21 protein-coding genes are annotated in these 21255 nt (G+C 52.0%); 8 read left to right on the top strand and 13 right to left on the bottom strand.

Annotated features, from left to right (window positions below; genetic code table 11):
• From OXG87_11540 to OXG87_11525, 4 genes are all read right to left on the bottom strand, one after another.
• Positions 1-775, bottom strand: a 775-nt coding sequence (locus OXG87_11540; GenBank protein MCY3870182.1) for an insulinase family protein, incomplete at its 3' end; no start/stop codon positions are given.
• Between the two features lie 59 nt (positions 776-834).
• Entirely contained in the window at positions 835-1413 is a 579-nt protein-coding gene (locus OXG87_11535) for a DUF1080 domain-containing protein (GenBank protein ID MCY3870181.1), read from the bottom strand.
• 12 nt (positions 1414-1425) lie between these two features.
• Positions 1426-2373, bottom strand: a complete 948-nt coding sequence (locus OXG87_11530) for a carbon-nitrogen hydrolase family protein (GenBank protein ID MCY3870180.1) — start codon at positions 2371-2373, stop codon at positions 1426-1428.
• Between the two features lie 24 nt (positions 2374-2397).
• Complete coding sequence (locus OXG87_11525) at positions 2398-3369, bottom strand: Gfo/Idh/MocA family oxidoreductase (protein ID MCY3870179.1); 972 nt, start codon at positions 3367-3369, stop codon at positions 2398-2400.
• 189 nt (positions 3370-3558) lie between these two features.
• Here OXG87_11525 and OXG87_11520 point away from each other — a divergent pair, with 189 nt between their 5' ends.
• Entirely contained in the window at positions 3559-3792 is a 234-nt protein-coding gene (locus OXG87_11520; protein MCY3870178.1) for a CopG family transcriptional regulator, read from the top strand.
• A gap of 3 nt (positions 3793-3795) precedes the next feature.
• Positions 3796-4182 (top strand): type II toxin-antitoxin system VapC family toxin, encoded by a 387-nt coding sequence (locus OXG87_11515; GenBank protein ID MCY3870177.1) that lies wholly within the window; start codon positions 3796-3798, stop codon positions 4180-4182.
• Positions 4183-4244: 62 nt separating this feature from the next.
• Here the strand turns inward: OXG87_11515 and OXG87_11510 are convergent, their stop codons facing one another.
• The 3 genes from OXG87_11510 to OXG87_11500 form a co-directional block, all read right to left on the bottom strand.
• Positions 4245-4682: a hypothetical protein gene (locus OXG87_11510; GenBank protein ID MCY3870176.1), complete on the bottom strand. Its 438-nt coding sequence runs from the start codon at positions 4680-4682 to the stop codon at positions 4245-4247.
• A 210-nt stretch (positions 4683-4892) separates the two neighbouring features.
• Positions 4893-5918: an aldo/keto reductase gene (locus OXG87_11505; GenBank protein ID MCY3870175.1), complete on the bottom strand. Its 1026-nt coding sequence runs from the start codon at positions 5916-5918 to the stop codon at positions 4893-4895.
• 18 nt (positions 5919-5936) lie between these two features.
• Positions 5937-7358, bottom strand: coding sequence for a sulfatase-like hydrolase/transferase (locus OXG87_11500; protein ID MCY3870174.1), 1422 nt, complete (start codon positions 7356-7358; stop codon positions 5937-5939).
• A 110-nt stretch (positions 7359-7468) separates the two neighbouring features.
• Between OXG87_11500 and OXG87_11495 the strand changes: the two genes are divergently transcribed.
• The 3 genes from OXG87_11495 to OXG87_11485 all read left to right on the top strand — a co-directional run bounded on the left by OXG87_11495 (position 7469) and on the right by OXG87_11485 (position 10137).
• Positions 7469-8770 carry a PQQ-like beta-propeller repeat protein gene (locus OXG87_11495; GenBank protein ID MCY3870173.1) on the top strand — a complete coding sequence of 434 codons (1302 nt, stop codon included), beginning with the start codon at positions 7469-7471 and terminating at the stop codon, positions 8768-8770.
• Positions 8771-8878: 108 nt separating this feature from the next.
• Positions 8879-9289 (top strand): bifunctional diaminohydroxyphosphoribosylaminopyrimidine deaminase/5-amino-6-(5-phosphoribosylamino)uracil reductase RibD, encoded by a 411-nt coding sequence (locus OXG87_11490; GenBank protein MCY3870172.1) that lies wholly within the window; start codon positions 8879-8881, stop codon positions 9287-9289.
• A gap of 20 nt (positions 9290-9309) precedes the next feature.
• Positions 9310-10137 carry an alpha/beta fold hydrolase gene (locus OXG87_11485; GenBank protein ID MCY3870171.1) on the top strand — a complete coding sequence of 276 codons (828 nt, stop codon included), beginning with the start codon at positions 9310-9312 and terminating at the stop codon, positions 10135-10137.
• A gap of 2 nt (positions 10138-10139) precedes the next feature.
• Here the strand turns inward: OXG87_11485 and OXG87_11480 are convergent, their stop codons facing one another.
• Positions 10140-11405 carry a glucose-1-phosphate adenylyltransferase gene (locus tag OXG87_11480; protein ID MCY3870170.1) on the bottom strand — a complete coding sequence of 422 codons (1266 nt, stop codon included), beginning with the start codon at positions 11403-11405 and terminating at the stop codon, positions 10140-10142.
• Positions 11406-11501: 96 nt separating this feature from the next.
• Here OXG87_11480 and OXG87_11475 point away from each other — a divergent pair, with 96 nt between their 5' ends.
• From OXG87_11475 to OXG87_11465, 3 genes are all read left to right on the top strand, one after another.
• Positions 11502-12305, top strand: coding sequence for a sugar phosphate isomerase/epimerase (locus OXG87_11475; protein ID MCY3870169.1), 804 nt, complete (start codon positions 11502-11504; stop codon positions 12303-12305).
• Between the two features lie 188 nt (positions 12306-12493).
• On the top strand, positions 12494-14947 hold the full coding sequence (locus tag OXG87_11470; GenBank protein ID MCY3870168.1) for a TonB-dependent receptor: 2454 nt from the start codon (positions 12494-12496) through the stop codon (positions 14945-14947).
• A 14-nt stretch (positions 14948-14961) separates the two neighbouring features.
• Positions 14962-15792 carry a DUF4249 family protein gene (locus OXG87_11465; protein ID MCY3870167.1) on the top strand — a complete coding sequence of 277 codons (831 nt, stop codon included), beginning with the start codon at positions 14962-14964 and terminating at the stop codon, positions 15790-15792.
• A gap of 61 nt (positions 15793-15853) precedes the next feature.
• On the opposite strand, the gene OXG87_11460 is transcribed toward OXG87_11465, so the two are convergent.
• The 5 genes from OXG87_11460 to OXG87_11440 all read right to left on the bottom strand — a co-directional run.
• Entirely contained in the window at positions 15854-16765 is a 912-nt protein-coding gene (locus OXG87_11460; protein MCY3870166.1) for a slipin family protein, read from the bottom strand.
• Positions 16755-17138, bottom strand: coding sequence for a GntR family transcriptional regulator (locus tag OXG87_11455; protein MCY3870165.1), 384 nt, complete (start codon positions 17136-17138; stop codon positions 16755-16757). The genes OXG87_11460 and OXG87_11455 overlap by 11 nt, the downstream gene beginning before the upstream one ends.
• Before the next feature lie 30 nt (positions 17139-17168).
• The gene (locus OXG87_11450; GenBank protein ID MCY3870164.1) at positions 17169-18317 is read right to left on the bottom strand and encodes a redoxin domain-containing protein; all 1149 of its coding nucleotides are present in this window, start codon (positions 18315-18317) and stop codon (positions 17169-17171) included.
• Positions 18318-18873: 556 nt separating this feature from the next.
• Positions 18874-20172: an MFS transporter gene (locus tag OXG87_11445; protein MCY3870163.1), complete on the bottom strand. Its 1299-nt coding sequence runs from the start codon at positions 20170-20172 to the stop codon at positions 18874-18876.
• 247 nt (positions 20173-20419) lie between these two features.
• A partial coding sequence (locus OXG87_11440) for an alanine:cation symporter family protein (protein ID MCY3870162.1) occupies positions 20420-21255 on the bottom strand: 836 nt, incomplete at its 5' end.

The following is a 21255-nucleotide window of genomic DNA, read 5'->3' as shown; positions in this document are numbered from 1 at the left end:
ACCCGTTGGCTTGAAAGATTACTACGAAAATTTCCTGCGCGTACAATTTGACCGGCGCTATATCGTTGCCATAAGCCTCGTCGAGTTTGGTGAGGACATGGTCAATATCCACATCGCCGATGACAACGATGAGTCTTTTTTGCTCGCGCAGGAAATTTTCGTAGTAATCTTTCAAGCCAACGGGTTCGAGTTGTCGAATAAATGTCTCTGCGCCAATGCCGTTAAAATTTTTCTTTCCATAGATCAAACCATAAAAATAATTCGAAGATCGGCGCGTTGCTCGCGCCAGTCTTTGGCTTCTTTCTGTCAGTACGATCTTTTTTTCTTTTTCGACGACTTCTTCATCGATTATTGTATCGTAATATATGTTGCGGTCTATCTCGACAGCGAGGTCAAATTTGTCCTTTGGAAATCTCAGTGTAAAGCGCGTGAAATGATAATATGTTGCGGCGTGTCTTTGCCCGCCATTGTCGGCGATAATCTGGTTGAGTTCGCCCGGTTCATAGCTTCCCCTGTCTATCATAATATGCTCTAAAAAGTGGAGCCGTCCTTGTTCGCCTTCGGCTTCATCTGCAGAACCCGCGCAGTAGAAGGTCTGGTATTCAAAGGACGGGGTGGTGCGATCGACGACGATGACGGCGTCGAGCCTGGGGTTGATGGTGTAGTGCTGTGCGACGAGTGTTTCAGATAATGTCGCTGTGCCGATAAGTTCGTAGGCCGTGCAGGTACAGGGCAAGAGGCATGCAAGAATCGCGATGTGCGCGTAGTGCTTCATATCTATCTCACGGTAAAGTTAGGCGCGACCAGTCCGGTCGCGCCTGCTTGTGCTATGTGTTAGAGTTTTTCGATTTCTATGTTGCGGAACCAGATCTGGTTGCCGTGGTCTTGAAGGCCGATGTACCCGGCTTCGGTCATTTCGCGGAATGCGCGGTTGAATTTGTTGCGCGTGCTGTCGGGGTTCTGGTTCGGCGTGGTCCAGCGGTTGAGGTCCATGTCGGTGATTTGTTCGCCGTTTAAGGTGACGCGGATGATGTTGTCCATGGTGTAGAGGATCATGTGATTCCATTCGCCCGCGGGTTTGCAGGTGTTGTGCGTGGGGGCTTGTAAATCATAGACTGCGCCGCAGCATTTGGTGGTTGCGGGTTCATGACCGTGCGTGTCCAGTATTTGGATTTCAATGCCGGTTTGCACGGGGTTGTCCAGATCGGTCCAGCGGAAGAAGACGCCGCTGTTGGTTCTGGGGGGATGTTTGAATTCGAGCGAGAGTTCAAAGTTTTTGAACTGGTCTTCTGTGTAATACAGGTATTTCCCCTGTTCTGCGGTGCAGAAGAGACAGCCGTGATCTACGATCCAGCCGTCGGGATTGCCGGTGGCTGCCCAGCCGTTGAGGGTTTTGCCGTCGAAAAGTTGCATGTAGCCTCCTTGTTAATGTGTGATTGCGACGGGTTCTGTGAGATGTTCGCCGCGCATGGCGCGCGAGCGGTTGTAATAGGTCCACAGGTCTTCGAGTTCAAATTCCGCTTCGATGTCTTCTACGGATATGTTTTCCATGAGGGATTCGAGTACGAATGTGGCTTCGGGGCGCATGATGTGGATGCGGACCCCGGCGCCATAGGTGCTGTGTATGTCGCCGAGTTTGTTCTGGTTGAAGTCGAGGTGATACGCTTTTGTGTCTGCGTTGATTTCGGCAAATGCAAAGGGCGGGAGTTTGCCCTGTTCCACGAGGGGCTCACTATAGCCTTGCCACGCGAGGCGATGGCCGCACATGTCGGTGATGGAGCTTTCCTGGGATTGGCTGACGACGAGGAAGACGCCGTAGTCGCGCGCCCAGGCAGCGTGTCGCATGCCGCCGTTGAACATGCTGGGGAAGAAGACCATGCGCGCACCCGAGCGGGCGAGCATCATGGCAACTTCGGGGAATTTGAGGTCAAAGCAGATGCACATGCCCACGCGTCCACAGTCTGTGGCATAAGAGTTGGCCTGTGTGCCGGGCAGGGTGCCGCGTTCCATTTCGGTGACTGTGGGTTGCACTTTGTGGTAGCGGCCCATGACGTTTCCATCTCGGCCGATGAGGACGGCGGCGTTGAAGGTCTGGTCTTCCCACCGCTCTTGCATGCCGACGATGACATAGGTGCCAATTTCCGCGGCTGCTTTGCCAATGGCTTCGGTTGTGGGACCGGGTATGGGTTCGCCCATCCAGGCGTCGCTGTCCTGGGGACAGCCGAGTTCTCGGGCGACTTCGGTGAAGCATACAAAGTCGGGACAATAAGGGGCCGTTTCTTCGAGGCGGCGCACCATGTGTTCTACGTTTTGTTCTACGTTTTTGTACCCACCTCTGGGAAATGAGACGCTGAGGAGTCGTACGGTTTTCACGGTTTTCTCCTTTCTCAAGTGTAACTATCGCTCGCCGTAATAGGTGATCAGACACCGATCCATGACCCAGGATGCACGGGCACCGGTTTCGCCAGTGGATACGCATTGGCCCTCGCCGCGCAATTCGTTGACGATGGTTTGTATCAGGGGCTGTTGGACGTGTGGGGGATTGGGCGCGGCGATGTGTTCTTCTGCACCGTTGCGTTTGAGGATGATGTCGGTGTCTGCGAAGACGGGGGTTTGGATTTCGCCTTCGGATCCCGTGAATGTGATGCGGTTGTCGGCGTGGTCGGCGTGGAAGTTCCAGATGCCTGTTCCTGCGACGCCGCTTTCAAATTCAAATGCAGCGGTTGTTACGTCTTCGGCTTCGTACTTTCCGCCGGTGTTGAGCGCGTAGCCGCTGGCGCGGGTGATGGGGCTGACGAGGAAGTCGAGGATGTCGATGCCGTGTGATGCGAGGTCGAGGAATCTGCCTGCGCCAGCGATGGATGGGTCGAACCGCCAGTTGTTGGGGTTTGTGTCGAGTTTGCTGTATTGGACGATGTGTACAGATGTGAGGGTTCCTATCGCGCCTTCGCGGAGGAGTTCGCGGACTTTCAGGAAGCGCGGGAGTCCTCGGCGGTAATAGGCGACGAAGAGGGGGAGGTTTTTGGCTTTGAAGGCTTCGACCATTTGTACGCATTCGCGGTGGTTCATGGCCATGGGTTTTTCGACGTAACAGGGTTTGCCCGCTTCGGCGACGCGAAGGGCGTAGTCGCAGTGCGAGGAGGGCGGGGTGGCGATGTACACGGCGCTGACGTCGGGGTGGTGGATGACTTCGTCGGCGTTGTTGGTGGATTGGGATATGCCGTGGCGTTTGGCAAAGTCCGCGGCTTTTTCACCGTCCCGGCGCATGACGATGACGAGTTCCGAGTGGTCCGCTTTGTAAAATCCCGGGCCACTTTTGACTTCGCACACGTCACCACAACCGATGATGCCCCATTTTACTGTTTGCATGGGAGAGTCCTTTCGATAACAATCAGCCCCTTGCTTCTTCTCGCAAGCTCAGAAGTTCACGCGGAGACAGGCATCACGCGTTCTGGCAGAATTGGCTTGACAGGCAAGGGCTGATTTTCTTAACTATTTATTTTATAGACAGCGATTATGAGCGTCACATTGACTCACACGGATTAAAAAGGAAATGTTATGGCGATAGTTCACATTGATCTGACAGATCGCGAAAATGATTGTCTTATGACAATTGCACGCGAGACTGGCAAGAGCCGGGATGAATTACTGCGCGATGCTATTAATATTATGATTTCGCAATTTCAGCAGTCAGACCGACGCGCCTTGCTTCAGAGTGCCCGCGGAATGTGGAAAGATCGCACAGATCTACCTTCTGCTGAGGAGCTTCGACGCGAATGGGACAGATTTTGAGATATGGCTATCCGACTTTTATTGGATACAGATGTTGTGATTGATTATTTGCGTGATCAAGCAGATGCAGTAGAATATCTCGAAAATCGCCCAGAAGAATTGTTGATTTCTTCTATTGCGGTAGCCGAACTCTATTCTGGTGTTCGCGACGAATCAGAGCGTGAAGCATTAGAAACTTTCTTGAAAGCCTTTGAGATCGTGCCAGTTGATCGAGAGATAGCAATTAAAGGCGGTACATATCGTCGGGATTATATGAAGAGCCATAATACAGGTCTGGCAGATGCTTTGATTGCGGCTACGGCGGATGTCCATCAGGCAGAACTGGTGACGTTGAACCGAAGACACTTCCCCATGTTAAAGGAGATCATTACACCTTATCAGAAGACATAGATCATTGTGAAAATATAGATTAAACTATGAATCCGCAATCGGTGTACAACTGCGACCGCAGTTCATTCAGAAGATTGCGGGTTCTTTTTTGCAAAATTCTGTAATTTTGACGGGAGAGAGCCACCTACGAGCAAATAGATTCCCAGGACCAGATAGATTATAGCGGCGATTCCTTCTGACCAGGTATGCAGGAGTACAACAGTACTATGCTGGGGTGCAAGTATAGATTTTTGATACGATGCAACAAGTTTAATTCCCTCATTGATCACTTTGGGCACACCTGTGAACACCATATAGATCCCGATGAGCCGAACGCCCACGTTGTAAAGTACCTGGGACCAGTCATTGTCGGGTGAAATTGCAATATCCCGTTCAACAGGATCCAATTTTTGCGCGATTGCGTCGGCATATTTTATAAATACATAGGCGAAGATGAGATAGAGAAATGGCAGAGCGAAATATCCATAAATATCGCGTGCCCCCACACCATCCTCAATCATTATAATACCCTGAGGTATGAATCTAAGTATAGTCACCACCTCTACCAGAAATATCAATCCGAGTATTTTACAGGCGACTTTAATGAGGGCGTGTGAGTGGACCATGGTTATCGTCTCTCAATCTATGTTTTCATGCGGGCGGGCATGGGGACCCGCCCCTACAACATATACAACAATTGGTCTCCTACTTCTTCCTTCCTACTTCTTCCTTCAATCCGGTGTTGGCGCGTCTTCGCGCAGCAAGCCCTCAGATTTTAGTTCGGCCCAGAGGTCTGAAGGTATGGGATGCTGATAGTTTTTGATGTTTGCATGGATGTATTCGGGTTTGAGGGCGCCGGGGATAATGGCGGCGACGCTGGGGTGTGCGAGTGGGAATTGGATGGCTGCTGCCGGGAGCGGTACGTTGTGTGCATTGCATATTGTTTCTATTTTTCGCGTTTTTTCAAGGATTTCTGAGGTTGCGGTGTCGTACGCGTATAATGCGCCTTTCACTGGTCCTGTGGCGAGGATGCCGGAGGCAAATACGGAGCCGATGACGATGTCGGCGCCGTGTTCAGCGCATTTTGGAAATTCTTCGTCTAAGGGGTCCTGGTCGAGGAGGGTATAGGGCATGGCGACGATGAAGAAGTCGATATCGATCATGTCCAGGAATCGGGGAATGAGTCCCAGCATGTTGAGTCCCACGCCAATGCCTTTGATTTGTCCGCTTGAGCGTAGTTCGTCCAGGGCGCGCCAGCCGCTTGTGTAGATTTGGGCAAGGGTGGCGGTTACCATGTCTTCGGAGGTGTGAAAGAAGTAATCGGGGTCGTGTATGAGGAGGAGTTCTACGGCGTGTAAGCTCAGTCGCTGGAGGCTGTCTTCATAAGACCGCATGATGCCGTCGTAGCTGTAGTCAAAGGCGTATTCAAAGGGCAAGCCGCCGATCCACATGTCTTTGTCAAATGTTTTGATGTCACGCGTGGCTTTTAATACGCGTCCGACTTTGGTGGAGATGGCAAATTCTTCTCTGTTCTGTTGTCGCAGAAAATGGCCGAGGCGATGCTCGCTTTTGCCATAGCCGTAAAAGGGGGCTGTGTCGAAGTACCGGATGCCCGCATCCCATGCGGCTTGCAATGTGTCTTGCGCCTGTGTTTCGCTTACGAGTTCGAATAGATCACCTATGGGCGCGCCGCCCATGCCCATTTCGGTTACTTCGAGGCCTGTTTGGCCAACGGTTCGCGTTTTGATTGTGTTCATGAGGTATTTCTCCTGATCTTATACTGTAGGTAGTGGCGCGTCGTCGCCTGTTTCATGTTGCCAGAGGCGGATTTTTGCCGCCATTTTGCGTATGCGATCTCTGTGTTCAGGTTCGTCGAACAGGTTTGTGAGTTCATGGGGATCGCTGTTCAGGTCGAATAATTCGCATTGGTCGCCCGCGCACAGGTTGAGTTTCCAGCGGTCGGCTGTTACGATTGCGCGCCAGGGGAGGGTGGCGATTAAGTTGATCTGCGGTGAGCCGAGGTTGCGATCTCCCAGTCCGTTCCACTGAATGAAGACTTCGTTATCGTCGAGTGTTTCTCTGCCTTCGAGGACGGGTACGCGGCTGGTTCCCTGCAGGTGTTCGGGCACGGGTTGTCCCATGAGGTCTAATAAGGTGGGGACGAGATCGATATGGCCGATGTTGCCGGGGATCATTCGGTGTTCGCGCCCGAGATGGGGGATCCGCATCATGAGGGGGACTTTGGCAGAGGGTTCGTAGAATGCGCGTTTTTCCCGCATGCCCTGGTCTCCTGCCATTTCGCCGTGGTCAGAGCTGAATACGACTATGGTGTTGTCGGCGTGGCCGAATTTTTCAAGGGCGTCCATCAGTCTGCCGAGGGCGCGATCTACGAGTGTGACGGTGCCGTAGTATTCGGCGCGGAATTTGCGCAATTTTGCTTCTGCGGCGCGTTGTTCTTCGGGGGTTGCATTGGGTTGTATATTGCGTTCTGCTCTCAGTCTGTTAAATAGCGATGCGCCCTTGGGATAGCGCGTGAATGCGGGACCTACGGGCATTTTGTTGGGGTCGTGTACATGTTTCATCGGTCCGGAGACGGGTGGGTGTGGCTCGGGGCAGTGGACCTGTAGCATGAAGGGTTTGTCGCGTTTTGCCATCAGAAAGCGGGCGGCTTCGTCGCATAGAAAGGAGACCATGGATAGGTGTTCGGGCAAGTCTGCGCGCAGTTGTCCGGAGAATACGCGGTGTCCGGCTTCTGTTGTTTTGTCTGGTTCGATTCCGTTTTTTACGAGGAACTGGTGATACGGTGTGTCCGGGTGGTCGATGACCCAGGGTAGTTCAAAGACGGGTAGCCATTCGTCAAATCCGTGTTGTCGCGTTGTTTCTTTGCCCAGGTGCCATTTGCCGTAGTAGGCTTTATGGTAGGTGTCTGATGTCATTTCTGCGATGGATTTGATTGCGGGGTCGAGCAGGATGTTGTTTTTGACCATTCTGGCGGAATGTGGATACAGTCCGGTTACCAGAGTGGCGCGAGATGGCGTGCAGACGGGTTGCGCGCAATAGGGGTTTTCGAAGACATAGCTCTCGTTGGCGAGGGCGTTCATGTTCGGCGTCTGGATCCAGTCGTTGCCATAGCACGCCATGGTGTCGGAGCGCTGTTGATCGGTGATGAAGAGCAAAATATTGGGTTGCCGTTGCATGTGAGCCTTTCTATCTTGAAGCTGAAGGGAGGCAGGAACAATCAAGGGGAAATATCTGTCAAATTGGGTGAAAAACAAGTTGAAAATCACATTGCTAAGGAGGAGATTCTATGGTTGGTCGAATTGTTCGCATGGTTTGTGTTCTGGCACTTGTTCCACTATGTGTTGATGCAGATAATTGGCCGCAGTGGCGGGGTCCGCAGCAAGATGGGGTGAGTACGGCTAAGAATTTGCCCGCGTCATGGAGTTTGACAGAGAATATTGTCTGGAAGGCCGAGTTGCCTTCGTGGAGCGGGAGTACGCCCGTTATCTGGGGTGATCGCATTTTTTTGGCGTCGCCGTCGCCTGCACAGAGGCCAGAGGAGCAGGAACCGGGGGGACCGGAGATTTATATTTTGTGTTTGTCGAGGACTGACGGGAGTGAACTCTGGCGGTATAAGTTGGATGAGGGCAATGTGCTGCGGCGCAAGCACAATAAGACGTCGCCGTCGCCTGTTACGGATGGGGCGCATGTGTGGGTGATTACGGGCAATGGGGTTGTGACGTGTCTGGATATGGATGGAAAGGCGGTCTGGTCGCGCGATCTCCAAGAGGATTACGGCAGATTTGGTCTGCTTTTCGGGTATGCGTCTTCGCCGATTCTGTACGATGGGAAGCTCATTCTTCAGGTGCTTCACGGGATGCGTACAGATGATCCTTCGTATGTTGTCGCGTTGGACGCCAGTAGTGGGAAAGAGGTCTGGCGCAAGGAGCGCCCGACAGATGCTATTCGGGAGTCGCCCGATTCGTACACGACGCCCACGCTGTTGAAGCGCGATGACAAGACTCAGATTGTTATTACGGGTGGGGATTGTGTGACGGGGCACGATCCGGATACGGGGCGTGAGGTCTGGCGGGCAAATGGGTTGAATCCCGGGCGGAGGGGCAATTATCGGATTGTGGCGTCTCCCGTGGTGGTTGGGGATATGATTTATGCGCCGACCCGGCAGCGACCCTTGCTGGCGCTGGCGGCTGGTGGCACGGGCGATGTTTCCTACAATGTGGTGTGGACGTGGGAGGGGGCTGCTGCGCCGGATGTGCCGACGCCGACGAGTGATGGGAAGTATTTTTATATGGTTGATGATCGCGGGCGGGCGATGTGTCTGGACGCAAAGACCGGTGCTGTGGTGTGGGGTCCTGAGCGGACGACGCAGGGTATTGTGAGCGCGTCACCCCATCTGGCTGATGGCAAGTTGTTTTTGCTGAATGAATATGCCGTGACGACTGTTCTGGCCGCTGGTCCCAAATATGAGGTTTTGGGTACGAATGAACTGGATGGCACATACACGCTGTCATCGCCCGTGTCATCCGGGTCACAGCTTTTTATTCGGACGGCGACGCATTTGTATTGTATTGGGTATAGTGGGGAGTAAACGGAGTCTGTCGAAAAAGAGAACGCCCCAGCATCCGTTTTGCCGGGGCGTTTTTTGCGCCGGGTATGTCCAATGTCCAATTATTCACAAATTGAATTGGAAAGTTTTATGACCGCCGCGCTCGTGGAAGGCAGAAAAGCGCTTCCCGAGTGTTTGCCCAATCCACCGGTGGGTTGTGTGCTGGTACGAGAAGGAAAAATTATTGCCCGGGGGCATACCAATCCGCCGGGACAATTTCACGCAGAGGCGATGGCACTGGCGCAAATAGAGGGTTCATTGGAAGATGTTACGGCATTTGTCACTCTGGAGCCGTGCTCTTTTTACGGGCGCACGCCTTCGTGTGCGCAGGCACTTGTTCAGAGAAAAATCCGGGATGTTTTTGTCGCACTCATCGATCCGCATCCCAAAAATCGTGGACGGGGTATTCAAATTCTCAAAGACGCGGATATTCCCGTGCAGGTCGGTCTGTTAGAGGAAGAGGCTGAGAAAGACCTGGGTCATTATCTTTTCAAAAGTTAATCATTCCCACAGGAGACACTATGAACAACTGGATGGATATTTACGAAGAACGAAACTACGGTAGCATGCCCTATCGCCTGCTCAGGCCCATTGATATCGCAGACCATTCCGATAAAGCGTATCCTCTCATCTTCAGCTTGCACGGTGCGGGAGGTAAAGGTACGGATAATATCAAAAACCTGCGTCACTGGAACGAATCGCCACTGGCAGATGAAACACATCGCCGCAAATATCCCTGTTTTGTGCTTGCTCCTCAAACGCCTATGCGCTGGCTGGTGCCCAATTCCATGCCCGAGATCACACAGGAATATATCGATTCGCTGCCCGATATCTGGCAGGTGCGCGTTAAGCGGTTGCTGGATCGGGGTGACGATCTCACAGCAGGTGATTTGGGCAGAGCCTTTGATCTGCTGGACGCGATATGCGATGCGTTTCCAATTGATCAGGATCGCATCTATGTGCTGGGGCATTCAATGGGTGGTTTTGGTACATGGAACGCTATCTGCGCACAACCCGATCGTTTCGCCGCCGCGATTCCCTCTGCTGGGGGGTGCGAACCGTGGAATGACGTCAGCCGCATTGTAGAGGTTCCCATCTGGACATTTCACGGCGATGCCGATGCAGTCGTGCCAGTTGACTTAACCCAGGATGCTTTTCGTCAGTTAGACGCGCTGAATGCCAATACCAAATATACGGAATTAAAAGACGTGGGACACAATGCGAGTGCCTACGGTTTTGCGTACACTGGCGATGACCCACAACGCGGATTTATCACGCATTTTGCCAGCGATCAGTGCGACAAAACCGAGAATGTATGGGACTGGCTATTTGCACAAAAGCGCGGGTAATCTTAGATCACTGTTCCCGATGGAATGACGGCGTCTTTGGTGATAACGACGATGCCGTCGCGGATGGCGTAGGCGTCGCGTTCTGCTTCGCGGATGTTTTTTGCGTTTAGGATGGTGACGTTTTTCCCTATGCGCGCGTTTTTGTCGATGATTGCGCTGTCGATTACGCATCCCGGACCGATGCCTACGTTTGGGATGCCTTTTTGTTTGTTGCGTTTTTTGTCTTCGGGTGTTTCGTAAAAGTCGGCGCCCATCATGACGGTGTTGGTGAGTTTGACGCGGGGACCAACGATGCTGCGGATGCCGATGACGGCGTGTTCTATTTCTGCGTCTTGTATGTCGGAGCCGTCGCCGATTTTGCATTGTTTGAGGTGGCATCCATCCAGTTTGGTCGCGGCGAGGTAGCGCGGGTGGGTGTAGATGGGGGCGCCGGGTTGATAAAAGGTGAAGAGGGGCGCCGGGGTTGTGAGCGCGAGGTTGGCTTCGTAGAAGGCGCGGATGGTGCCGATGTCTTCCCAGTATCCTTCGAATCGGTGGGCATAGACGTTGTGGCTGTGGATGGCGGCGGGGATGATGTGTTTGCCAAAGTCGTCGCCGCTGCTTTCCGCGAGGAGTGTTCTCAGTTTGTCTTTTTCAAAGACGTAGATGCCCATGGAGGCCATGTACGCTTCGTCGGGGTTGCTGCCGGGTGCGGGATCGAGTTTGAGGTCGTCCAGTTCGGCGTTGGTTTGTGGCTTTTCCACGAAGTCGGTGATGCGTCCGGAGTCATCTACTTTGAGGATGCCGAGGTCGGGCGCGATTTCTCGTGTGACAGGTTTGACTGCGATGGTGAGGTCTGCGCCTTTTTCGCGGTGTTCGGCGATGAAGTCCCGGTAGTTCATGCGGTAAAGGTGGTCGCCAGAGAGGATGAGATATTGATCTATCTGGTAGGACATGAAGTGGCGGAGTTGCTGGCGAACCGCGTCGGCTGTGCCCTGATACCAGTCGAGGCGGTCTTCGGTTTGTTCGGCGGCGAGGATTTCGACAAAGCCGTTTGAAAAGGCGTCGAAGCGATAGGTTTGGGCGATGTGGCGGTTGAGAGAGGCGGAGTTGAATTGGGTGAGTGCGTAGATGCGTGTGAGGCCCGAGTGCAGGCAGTTGCTGATGGGTATGTCGATGAGGCGATATTTGCCGCCGATAGGGACGGCGGGTTTGGAGCGGTATTTGGTCAGGGGATAGAGGCGCGATCCTGCTCCGCCGCCTAAGATGATGCCGATAACGGATTCCACGCAAAACCTCCTTGTGTTGTGAGGGGGTGTAATATAATATAAATATAGGAATGCAGGTCAAATTGGTCGATAGGTTCAGCAAAAGGAGAAATGACTATGGATCTCGAACTCGGTATTGCCGGATGGGTGCTCAGTGGTGAAATTTTGCGGGAGGAGTCGCTGACTTTGTTAGAGTTTCCCGGGGTGTGTGCCGCGCATGGCGTGGAGACGGTGGAGTTGTGTTCGCGGTTTTTTGCGTCTCAGGATGCGAGGTATTTGAATGAGCTTCGGAATCGGTTGGCGGACAATGGACTTTCGGTGCGCAATATCGCAGTGGATATGGGCAATATTGCAGGTGCTGATGAGGCTGTGCGGCGCACGGATCTGGAGGCGTTGAAGCAGTGGTTTTACACGGCGTCGGCTGTGGGGTCAGAGGCGATACGGATTAATACGGGGCACGCGGATGACGATGGGGCGATGGGTCGGGTGATTGAGGGGTATCGGGAGCTGGTGGCTGTGGGCGAGCAGGCGGGGATGAAGCTGCTGGTGGAGAATCACGGGGGTGTGTCTTCTTCTTCTGAGAATTTGCAGCGGATTCTGGATGGGGTGGATTCCGATTGGTTTGGCACCTGTCCAGATACGGCAAATTTTCCCGATGGCGATTGGGAGACGGGGATGCGCGTGCTGGCACCGCGTGCGTTTTCGTGCCATGTGAAGGTGTTTAATTACAGCGATGACGGGGTGCAGGCGTGGGAGCGAGATGGCAAAGCTATGGGGTATGATTTGAAGACGTGTTTGGAAATTCTGAATGCGGCAGATTATGCCGGTCCGCTGTGTGTGGAGAAGGGCGCGTCGGATACGACAGAGGCGAGCATCCGCGATACGCTGAGTTATTTGAAGGATCTGCAGACGACGGTGTGAGGCCAGTTTTACACCTTGAACGATAAAACGCGTCCATTGAGAAATGGGCGCGTTTTGTTTTACAGACTTTAACAGAGTCTTACAATTTTCGTACAGAACATGGGGAACGGGAAAGTCAATGTGCGAATCTAATAAATGTCAGAAGGGAGATTTTTTAAACTGTCCTCGGGAGGGGAAAAGGAGAGACCATGAAGAGGATTGTGCAGTTGTTTTTGTGCGTTGTATGTCTTGCCATCAGTACACAGGCGTATGGTCAGGGTGCGGTGCGGGGTACGGTGCGCGATGCTTCCAATGGCGAGACTCTGCCGAATGCCAATGTTGTGATTGACAGTTTGCGCATTGGTGTGGCGACGGATAAGGCCGGTTATTTTGTGATTGGGAATCTGTCGCCGGGGTCGCACAGGGTTTCGGCGAGTTATATCGGCTATGCGAGCCGGTCTGTTCAGGTCGTGGTTATACAGGGTGAGACGGCGCGGATTGTGATTGAATTGGAGCCTGCGGAATTGATGGGCGAGGAGATCGAAGCCATAGGCGAGCGCGTGGCGCCGACTGAGGTGACGCCTGTGAGTGCGTTTGGCACGCGGGTGACGGAGTTGGCGCGCATTCCAACGGTGGGGCAGCCCGATTTGATGCGCGGGATTCAATTGCTTCCGGGCGTGCAGGCTGCGAGTGAAAATTCCGCGGGTTTGTATGTGCGCGGGGGCACGCCGGGGCAAAATTTGATTCTGCTTGATGATGTGGTGGTCTATAATCCGAATCATTTGTTTGGGTTTTTTAGCACGTTTAATCCCGATGCATTGAAGGATGTCACACTGATTAAGGGGACGTTTCCCGCGCGGTATGGCGACCGTCTGTCGAGTGTGCTGGATATTACAAATTTGGATGGCAACAGGAAGTCGTTTGATGCGCGGGCGTCCATAGATTTGATCAGTGCGGGGTTGACGGTTGGCGGGCCAGTGGGTGATCGCGGTTCGTGGATGTTTTCGGGGCGGCGCACGTATCAAGAGGTTTTAAATTCGCCTCTGTTTGATCATATCGTGGATGAGATGTTCAGTACGCGCATTGGCACCATTGGCACGGCTCCAGGTGCTGGTGGCGGGCCGGGGGGATTGAGGGGTGGTGGCTTTGGCGGACGGCAAGGTGGTGGTCGCTTTGGGCAGGCGCGATTCAATTTTCAGCAGCAGACGAGCGATTTTGGGCAGGATTACGGGTTCTACGATACGAATTTCAAGCTCAATCTGGATGTGTCTGACAATGACCGGGTTTCGGTGAGTGGATACATGGGCAATGATGCGCTGAATCTGTCGCTGCCGTCTTTTCGAGAGCAAACACGCGATCAGCTCATGGATTGGGGCAATCGGATTGCGCGGTTTAAGTGGTTGCATCTATACACGGATAATTTGATCGGCAATGTGCAGGTTTCGGCGAGTCGATATCTGTCCAATTTTGATGTTGCGACCAATCAAAACGAGGCTGCCAATAGTGGGCAGACCGAGGAAGGTGGAGGTAGGCGGCGCGGTTTTGGATTGAATCGCAATAATGAGTTGAACGATTTGACGGCAAAGTTGACGTTTGATCTCTATTCGGGACCTTTTCACACGACCCGCGTGGGTGCCCAGTTTACATCGTATGACGCTTTTTACAAGCAGGGCGTGGGAGATTCGACCCGGTCAGAGATTAATACGTCGTCTTTTTATCAGACGGGTTTTCTCGAGCATACGATGCGTTGGGGACGTCTGGAGTTGACGCCTGGGGTGCGCGTGAGTCATTTCCAGAGTGGCAATTATACCCGATGGTCTCCGCGCGTGGCGGGTTTGTTTCAATTGGATGATAGGATCGCGTTTAAGGGCGGTTGGGGCATTTATCACCAGTTTGTCAATTTGATTTCGATTGAGGCCAATACTTATACGACGGATATGTGGCTGCCGGTGGATGAGACTCTGACGCCGGGGAAAGCTGTTCACAATGCGTTTGGCCTTATGTTGACGCCGGGTGAAAGCTGGCAGGTGGATCTGGAGTTTTATCACAAGGAGATGGACGATCTGGTGGCGTTTCAGTCCCAGGTTCGTCTGAGCGATTCGACGCCGCTGTCTGATTTGTTCGCCACTGGTTCGGGAAGATCTTATGGTGGTGAGTTTTTGCTTCGGAAGACTGAGGGGCGTTTGAAGGGTTGGGTTGGATATACGTTGAGTAAGACCGAGCATACTTTTGCCGCTTTGAACCAGGGCAATCCGTTTCCGCCAAAGTACGACCGGCGACACGATGTTTCTGTTGTGACGGATTATTATCTGGGCAGGGGCTGGAATTTGAATGCCAATTGGGTTTATGGCACGGGGCAGGCATATACGCTTCCCGAGGCACGCTATGAGGTGCAGCAGCCAACGGGACAGTCTATTCCCTATGTGCATGTGTCGGAAAAGAATGCCTATCGGTTGCCAGCCTATCACCGTATGGATCTGGGTATTACGCACGATTTCAGGTGGGGTGGCGTTGGGGGGCAGATAGTGTTCAGTGTGTTCAATGTCTATAATCGACGCAATGTGTGGTATCGCTCGTTTGATGCGACTGAGCCGGAGATTCAGGTGCAGGATGTGCTTCTGCAGCCGATTTTGCCGAGTATTGGTTTTCGTTTTAATATGTGAGAGAGGAACCTGGGATGAAAAAGATACAATGGATATTTTGTTTTGTTCTCGGTCTTGGTGCTGGGGGTTGTAGCACGGCACCGACTGAGTCGTTGGGGGAGTTTCGAGAGACGGTTTATGTCGAGGGTTATTTGCGGGCGGGAAGTCCTGTGTCCGATTTGTTTGTGGGTACAACGATGCCGCTTTCCAGTGTGTATGATCGGGAGGCGAGTGCGCTGTCCGATGCCCTGGTGATGATTGAGGTGGATGGGGTGTCTTACGAGTTATCACCTGTGGTGGATAGACCGGGTTATTACGAACAGCCGGATTTGATTATTGAGTCGGGCAAGACCCATCATCTGTCTGTTACGACGGGATTGGGTACAGCGACCGCGCAGACGACTGTGCCGGTTGCACCCCAAGTTTCAGGTGCATCTACGTTGCTGATTGGCGGCGATGCGTATCGGGTTACATGGGAGGGGGAGACAAAGGGGGGGTATGTTACGACGCGCAAGTCTGTGGCGTTGTTGGAGCAAATTCCGCTGGCGACTCAGTTTGGAAGATTTGGCGGGGGTTTTGGCGGGGCAGTGGATACTACAGGGCTGGGCGCACTGCGGGATAGTATTGCCCGGGCAGATCAATGGCGTTTTTTGCAGGGGCGCTCGTTGACCTTAAATTCAAGACAGTTTTCGTATTATGGTCTGTACTCGCTTGCGGTCTATGCGCTGGATGAGAATTACGGCGATTATTTGATTTCGAGCGCGCAAGATGAAGTGGCGTTGGATGAGCCGCAGTTTCATGTGAAGGGGGGTATTGGATTGTTCGCTTCTATGGCCGCGGATTCTGTGGTTTTTCGGGTGGAGTGATCCTGTGTTCTTTACACAAAAGCCGCTCATTTGAGCGGCTTTTTTTGTTCCTGATGGGTGTTTAAGCCGTATCTTCAGTCGGGTCGGGTGTTTGGTTTGTATTGTTCTCAGCAAGGGCTGTCAGTCCACCAATGGCCCCCAGGTTCATCGATTCCAGGGCAGAACTCGGTACGATTACCAGAGACCCTTTTTCTTTGAGTCCTTCAAAGAGCATGTTCATACCGCGCAGTTGAAGGGCGACGGGGTTATTGTGATAGTTTTCGCTGGCCTGAGAGAATTTTTCTGAGATTTCGGTTTCGGCTGTGCCCAGGATGATCCGGGCCTGGCGCTCTCTTTCTGCCTGGGCTTGCTTGCTCATGGCATCTGCAAGGTCGGGTGGTATAACGATGTCTTTGATGCCGACACTTTGACAGGTAATGCCCCAGGAACTGGTCGTTTCGTCGAGGGCATGTTGCAGGGCTTCGGCGATCTTTTCTCGATTTTGCAGGAGATCTGCCAATTCGTGTTTGCCGATGATGTCGCGCAGGCCAGTCCGGGAGACGAGTGAAACGGCGTATTCATATTCCTGCACTTCGAGGGCGGCTTTTTCAGCATCCCAAACGGTCCAATAGACGACGGCATCGACATTGACCGGTACAGTGTCTTTTGTCAGGGTAGAGTCGGCTCTAATGTCAGTAACCCGGACTCGCTGGTCGATATATTTATCGACCCGGTCGATGATGGGAATGATGAGAAACCAACCCGGACCTTTTAATCCAATAAATTTTCCCATACGCAAGACCACGGCTTTTTCCCACTGGTCAGAGATTTTCAATGTGGCGGCAATGAATAGCGTAGCAGCCAGTCCGATCAGGGCTATGGTTAAAGATATCAGGTCCAGATAGAGCAGGATTGCGTTTGCCAGTGTGAGAATGAGGAAAATGAAGATCGAGACGAGATTGACATGCTTGTTCAGAGGAATTTTATCGTTCATGGTCTGCTCCTTGTCGTTGTTTTAGTTCTTTGATCAAGTCTGCAAGGTTGAATCCGTAGGCCGCGGCAATGCTCTGGAATTCATTGCATATACCGGCTAATTTTTTTTCTTTTTCGTTGTCGGGAATCTCTACTTTTACTGGCGCAATAAATGTTCCTGAACCCTGCTGGGTTTCCAGAATGTTTTTAATTTCCAGTTCCCGATAGGCTTTGCTGATGGTGTTGAGATTGACCTTGAGTTCTACGGCCAACGCGCGAACGGTGGGCAATTGGTCTCCTACATTCAATTTGCCAGCAGCAATGCCATAACGAATCTGGTCAATGATCTGGCGATAGAAAGGGATACCACTTTTAGGGTCTAATTCAAAATTCATCGACTATACCTCATTTCTGGAATTGATTTTTTATCCAGCGATCAGTTTTTCGATTATTGCCTTTACCTGAGGTAAGAACCTGGTCTCGACATAACCCATTTCTTCGTATTGAATTTTGCCTTCCTTATTTATTATGAGTGTCGTTGGAGTATGCCGAATATCACTCCTGCCTGCTATGTTTACTTCCTCTGTGTCGTAAAGCATTGGAAAGGAGATATTCGTCTGTTCTGCAATTTTTTGGATCGTAGATAAATAATCTTTGAAGATTCCCCTTCTGAACATGTCGTGGATGGCGATTACTTTGACGGGCGCATCGCTATATTCGCTATGGATTTTTTCTAACATCGATAGCTCTGGTATGCACGGTCCGCACCAGGAACCCCAGAAGTTCACAACGACGACCTGGCCCTTCAAATCGGCAAAGTTAATGGTTTCGCCTTTGATGGTTTGCAATGAAAAATCTGGAAAATCTCTGCCGATAATTGAGCGTGTATCTGCCTTGTTTTTTGGTGGAAGCCTCTGTTCGAGGTGCATCGCAAATGCGCGATACCCTTCGTCCGTGCCATGCCGAAGGGTGTAAACGCGCTGAAGCATATTCCAGAGGTCGGTATCATAGGGATTTTTGACAAGTGCATCGGAATATAATTGCAGCGCGCCATCGTAATCGCGTTTGAGCGTTTTTACCATTCCCAGGTCTTTTAAGACACCACCATCCCAATTATTTTTTACAAGTGTGTGATGCTCAGGAAGTTCCCCGAAGATGGATAGTGCTTGTTGAAATGCTATCTCTGCCTCATTGAGTTGCTCTGCGGCGAGATAAGAATGACCCAAAACGCGATGGTAGTCGCAAAGGGCATGGTTGCGGTGCGGTAGGGGTATATCATCGGCAGAAGCGATTGCTTTCTTTGCGTATTTCAGTGCGGTAGATGGGTATAATTTCACATCGCCATACGAGGACGGTACTTCCTGACCGTTCATGATCCTGGCGATAACTTTATAAACACTGGAACGGGGGACCCACTTTACCGCGCTGTCTATCTGGGTATGTACGCGCACACTATCCACTACTTTCAGGAGTGGTCCGCAAGAGTAGAGAAATGCCGCACCGCGATTTTCATAACCTGTGTTTTCGAGCAATGTTTCCCAGTGTTGTACGGCAGTTACAGGGTCAAATCTCATGCTTCCTATAGCCTGATTCCATACTTGCTGAAGTTGTTTGCCTGAAGCTATTTGTCTGTCGGGAGTATGATGGGTGAAGCGTCTGGACCTGCGCCTTTTTCTGTCATGGTTTAAAACAACGGAGATGGTATAGACTTCTTGAGGCCAATGTTTCTTGTTGAGTTTGACTGTGTATTCCCCTGGCATGCGAGACTCATATACGGGGATGGCAATTACGCTGCCAACAGTGCCCGATATGCTCAGGTTCACAAAAGAAGATTCGGGAACAGTGTAAGATATCGCGATGATGGAGTCTGTTGGAGAGGCTAAAACTTTCAAAGTGGGTCTGGATGGCTTTATCGTTTCTTGAGCAAGGACCCGGGTGTTTTGGGCAGGTATGAAGACAATGGTGATACATGAGATCAACAGATAGAAGCGTTTCATGTTTGTCTCCTTTGTGTAAACGACTGGTAGTTTTTACACATTATATTATTGTCATAGTAAAATATGACAATATGACAAGTGATTGTCAAGGGGATTTTCTATTTTGAAGTATTTCGGGTAGGGTGATCCAGCGTCAGGCGTCTGTTTCCGGTGGCGTTTTTTCACGCGCCATGCGGATGCCTTTTTGTTCGTCAACGGTGCGCAACAGGAGACCGCCTATGATGAAGAACAGGCCCACGGTTGCCATGCCGTAGCGCTGGGATCCAGAGGCTTGTGTGATGACGCCCATGAGGAGGGGGCCGAGAAATGCCGTGGCTTTTCCCGAGAAAGCGTAGAAGCCGTAAAATTCGGTTTCTTTGTTTTTGGGGACAAAACGCCCCATGAGGGACCGGCTGGCCGATTGGTTGGGACCGGCAAATAGGCCGACGAGGAGGCCCGCGATCCAGAACCAGATTTTTTCCTGGGGTACGACGGCGATGATCGCCGCGATGACGAATCCGACGAGGGTGATCTGGATGGTGAGTTTGCCGCCCAGGCGGTCGTCCAGGTACCCAAAACACCATGCGCCGATGCCAGCTGCGATGTTGACGATGATGCCGAAGAAGAGGACTTCTTCAAATGTGAATCCAAATGTGCCTGCCGCATAAATGCCGCCGAAGGCAAAGACGGTGATCAGGCCGTCGTTATAGACGAGGCGCGCGAGCAGTAGTTTGAAGATTTCCCGGTAGCGCTGGAGTTCGCGGAAGGTTTGCAGGATGCGTCGGTAGGATGCAGCCAAACTGAGTTTGTCGCCGGTTTGTCGCGCAGGTGTTTGGGGTAAATAGAAGAGGGCTGGGAGGCTGAAGATGGCAAACCAGATCGCAACGCCGATGTTTGTCGCCCGGATGTGTTCATGGGTTTCTTTGGTGAGGCCAAACCACGGGGTTTCTGCGGATACAAAGCCGACCATGAGGACGGCCATTGAGAGCAGGCCTCCGAAATATCCCACGCCCCAGGCTTGTCCCGATATGCGACCGATGCGTTCGGGGGGGGCAATGTCTGGCAAGAAGGCGTTGTAAAATACGATGCCCATTTCAAAGCAGATACAGGCGATGATGTAGAGGGTTAATGCATAGGTAGCTTGCCCTTTTTGCGAGAAATAGAGCAGTGCGGTGAAGATGACAGCGAGAAATGTGAAGAATATTAAAAAGCGTCTGCGATATCCGCCCTGGTCAGAGAGCGCGCCGAGGGGTGGGGATAGCAGTGCGACGACGAGCATGATGATGCCGACGCCGCGAGACCATAAGGCCGTGCCTATGATTTCATTTTCAGCGATGACTTTGGTAAAGAACGCCGCGTAGATAAATGTGGTGACGTTGTTGGCAAAGGATGAGTTTGCAAAGTCATACATCATCCACGAGATGATGGTTTTTCGGTTTTTTGAGTTTGGCATGGGTAGATATACTATACCTTAAATATGGGTATTGTGCCGCTATTATTATACAAAAACCAATCGTCAACGCAATGTCGGTAAATGTCCTGAAAGTTCCGCAAGCCCGCATGAAAACGACGACGTATAACAGCTTCTGGAACATCGTGTCCGCCCTGGCTTACGCGCGTGATGGCTTCTTCGGGCGTTGCAAGAGATAGAAATATGAGCTTTACCGTGTAACCATCAGCGCGCCATTGACGGATCCTTCTCACATGAATTTTTTAATTTCTCCGCTTTTCAGGCGTGCAAAATACGAATCCATTTCATGCTTGACGATGGGTGCCAGGAAATACAGCCCCAAAATATTCGGCACACAAATCAAAAACACCAGCGCATCGGAAATATCCAGCAGGGGCCCCAATTGCACCATGCATCCCAAAACAACACAGAGACAAAAAATGATTTTGTACGCGTTTTGCCTGTGTGCGCTTTCACCAAACAAATAGGTCCAACCTTTTAATCCATAATAGGACCAGGAAATCATCGTGGAAAAGGCGAATAGCACAGCGGCAAAAGCCAGCGGAATGGGAAACCACGAAAATTGTCGCTCAAAGGCCACAGACGTCATGGCCACGCCCGTTGCGCCGCCAGCAAAATCGGGTGCGATAACCTGCGTTGTGGCAATGACCAGAGCGGTGATCGTGCAGATGACGATGGTATCAATAAAAGGCTCCAACAACGACACAATCCCTTCTGTGATGGGCTCGTTTGTCTTGACCGACGAGTGGGCGATAGCGGCCGATCCAATGCCGGCTTCATTAGAGAACACTGCGCGTTGGAAGCCGATAATCATCGTTCCCAACACGCCGCCAGCGACACCTTCGCCGGTGAATGCGCCCCCAAAGATGTTGCCGATGGCGACGGGCAGTGCCGATGCGTTGAGCAGAATCGTGATAAGAGAAAAAAAGCAGTAAAGGACCGCCATAGAAGGGACGACTTTTTCTGTAACCTTGGCGATAGATTTAATCCCTCCGACAATCACGGCAAAGACCACTGCGCCCAAAATAATACCGACCAGCCAGCCCAGTCCGTCCAGCATTCCGC

Source organism: Gemmatimonadota bacterium (assembly GCA_026706845.1).
In the GTDB taxonomy this organism is placed as follows: Bacteria; Latescibacterota; UBA2968; order UBA2968; family UBA2968; genus VXRD01.
This window is presented reverse-complemented; position numbering and strand designations above follow the sequence as displayed.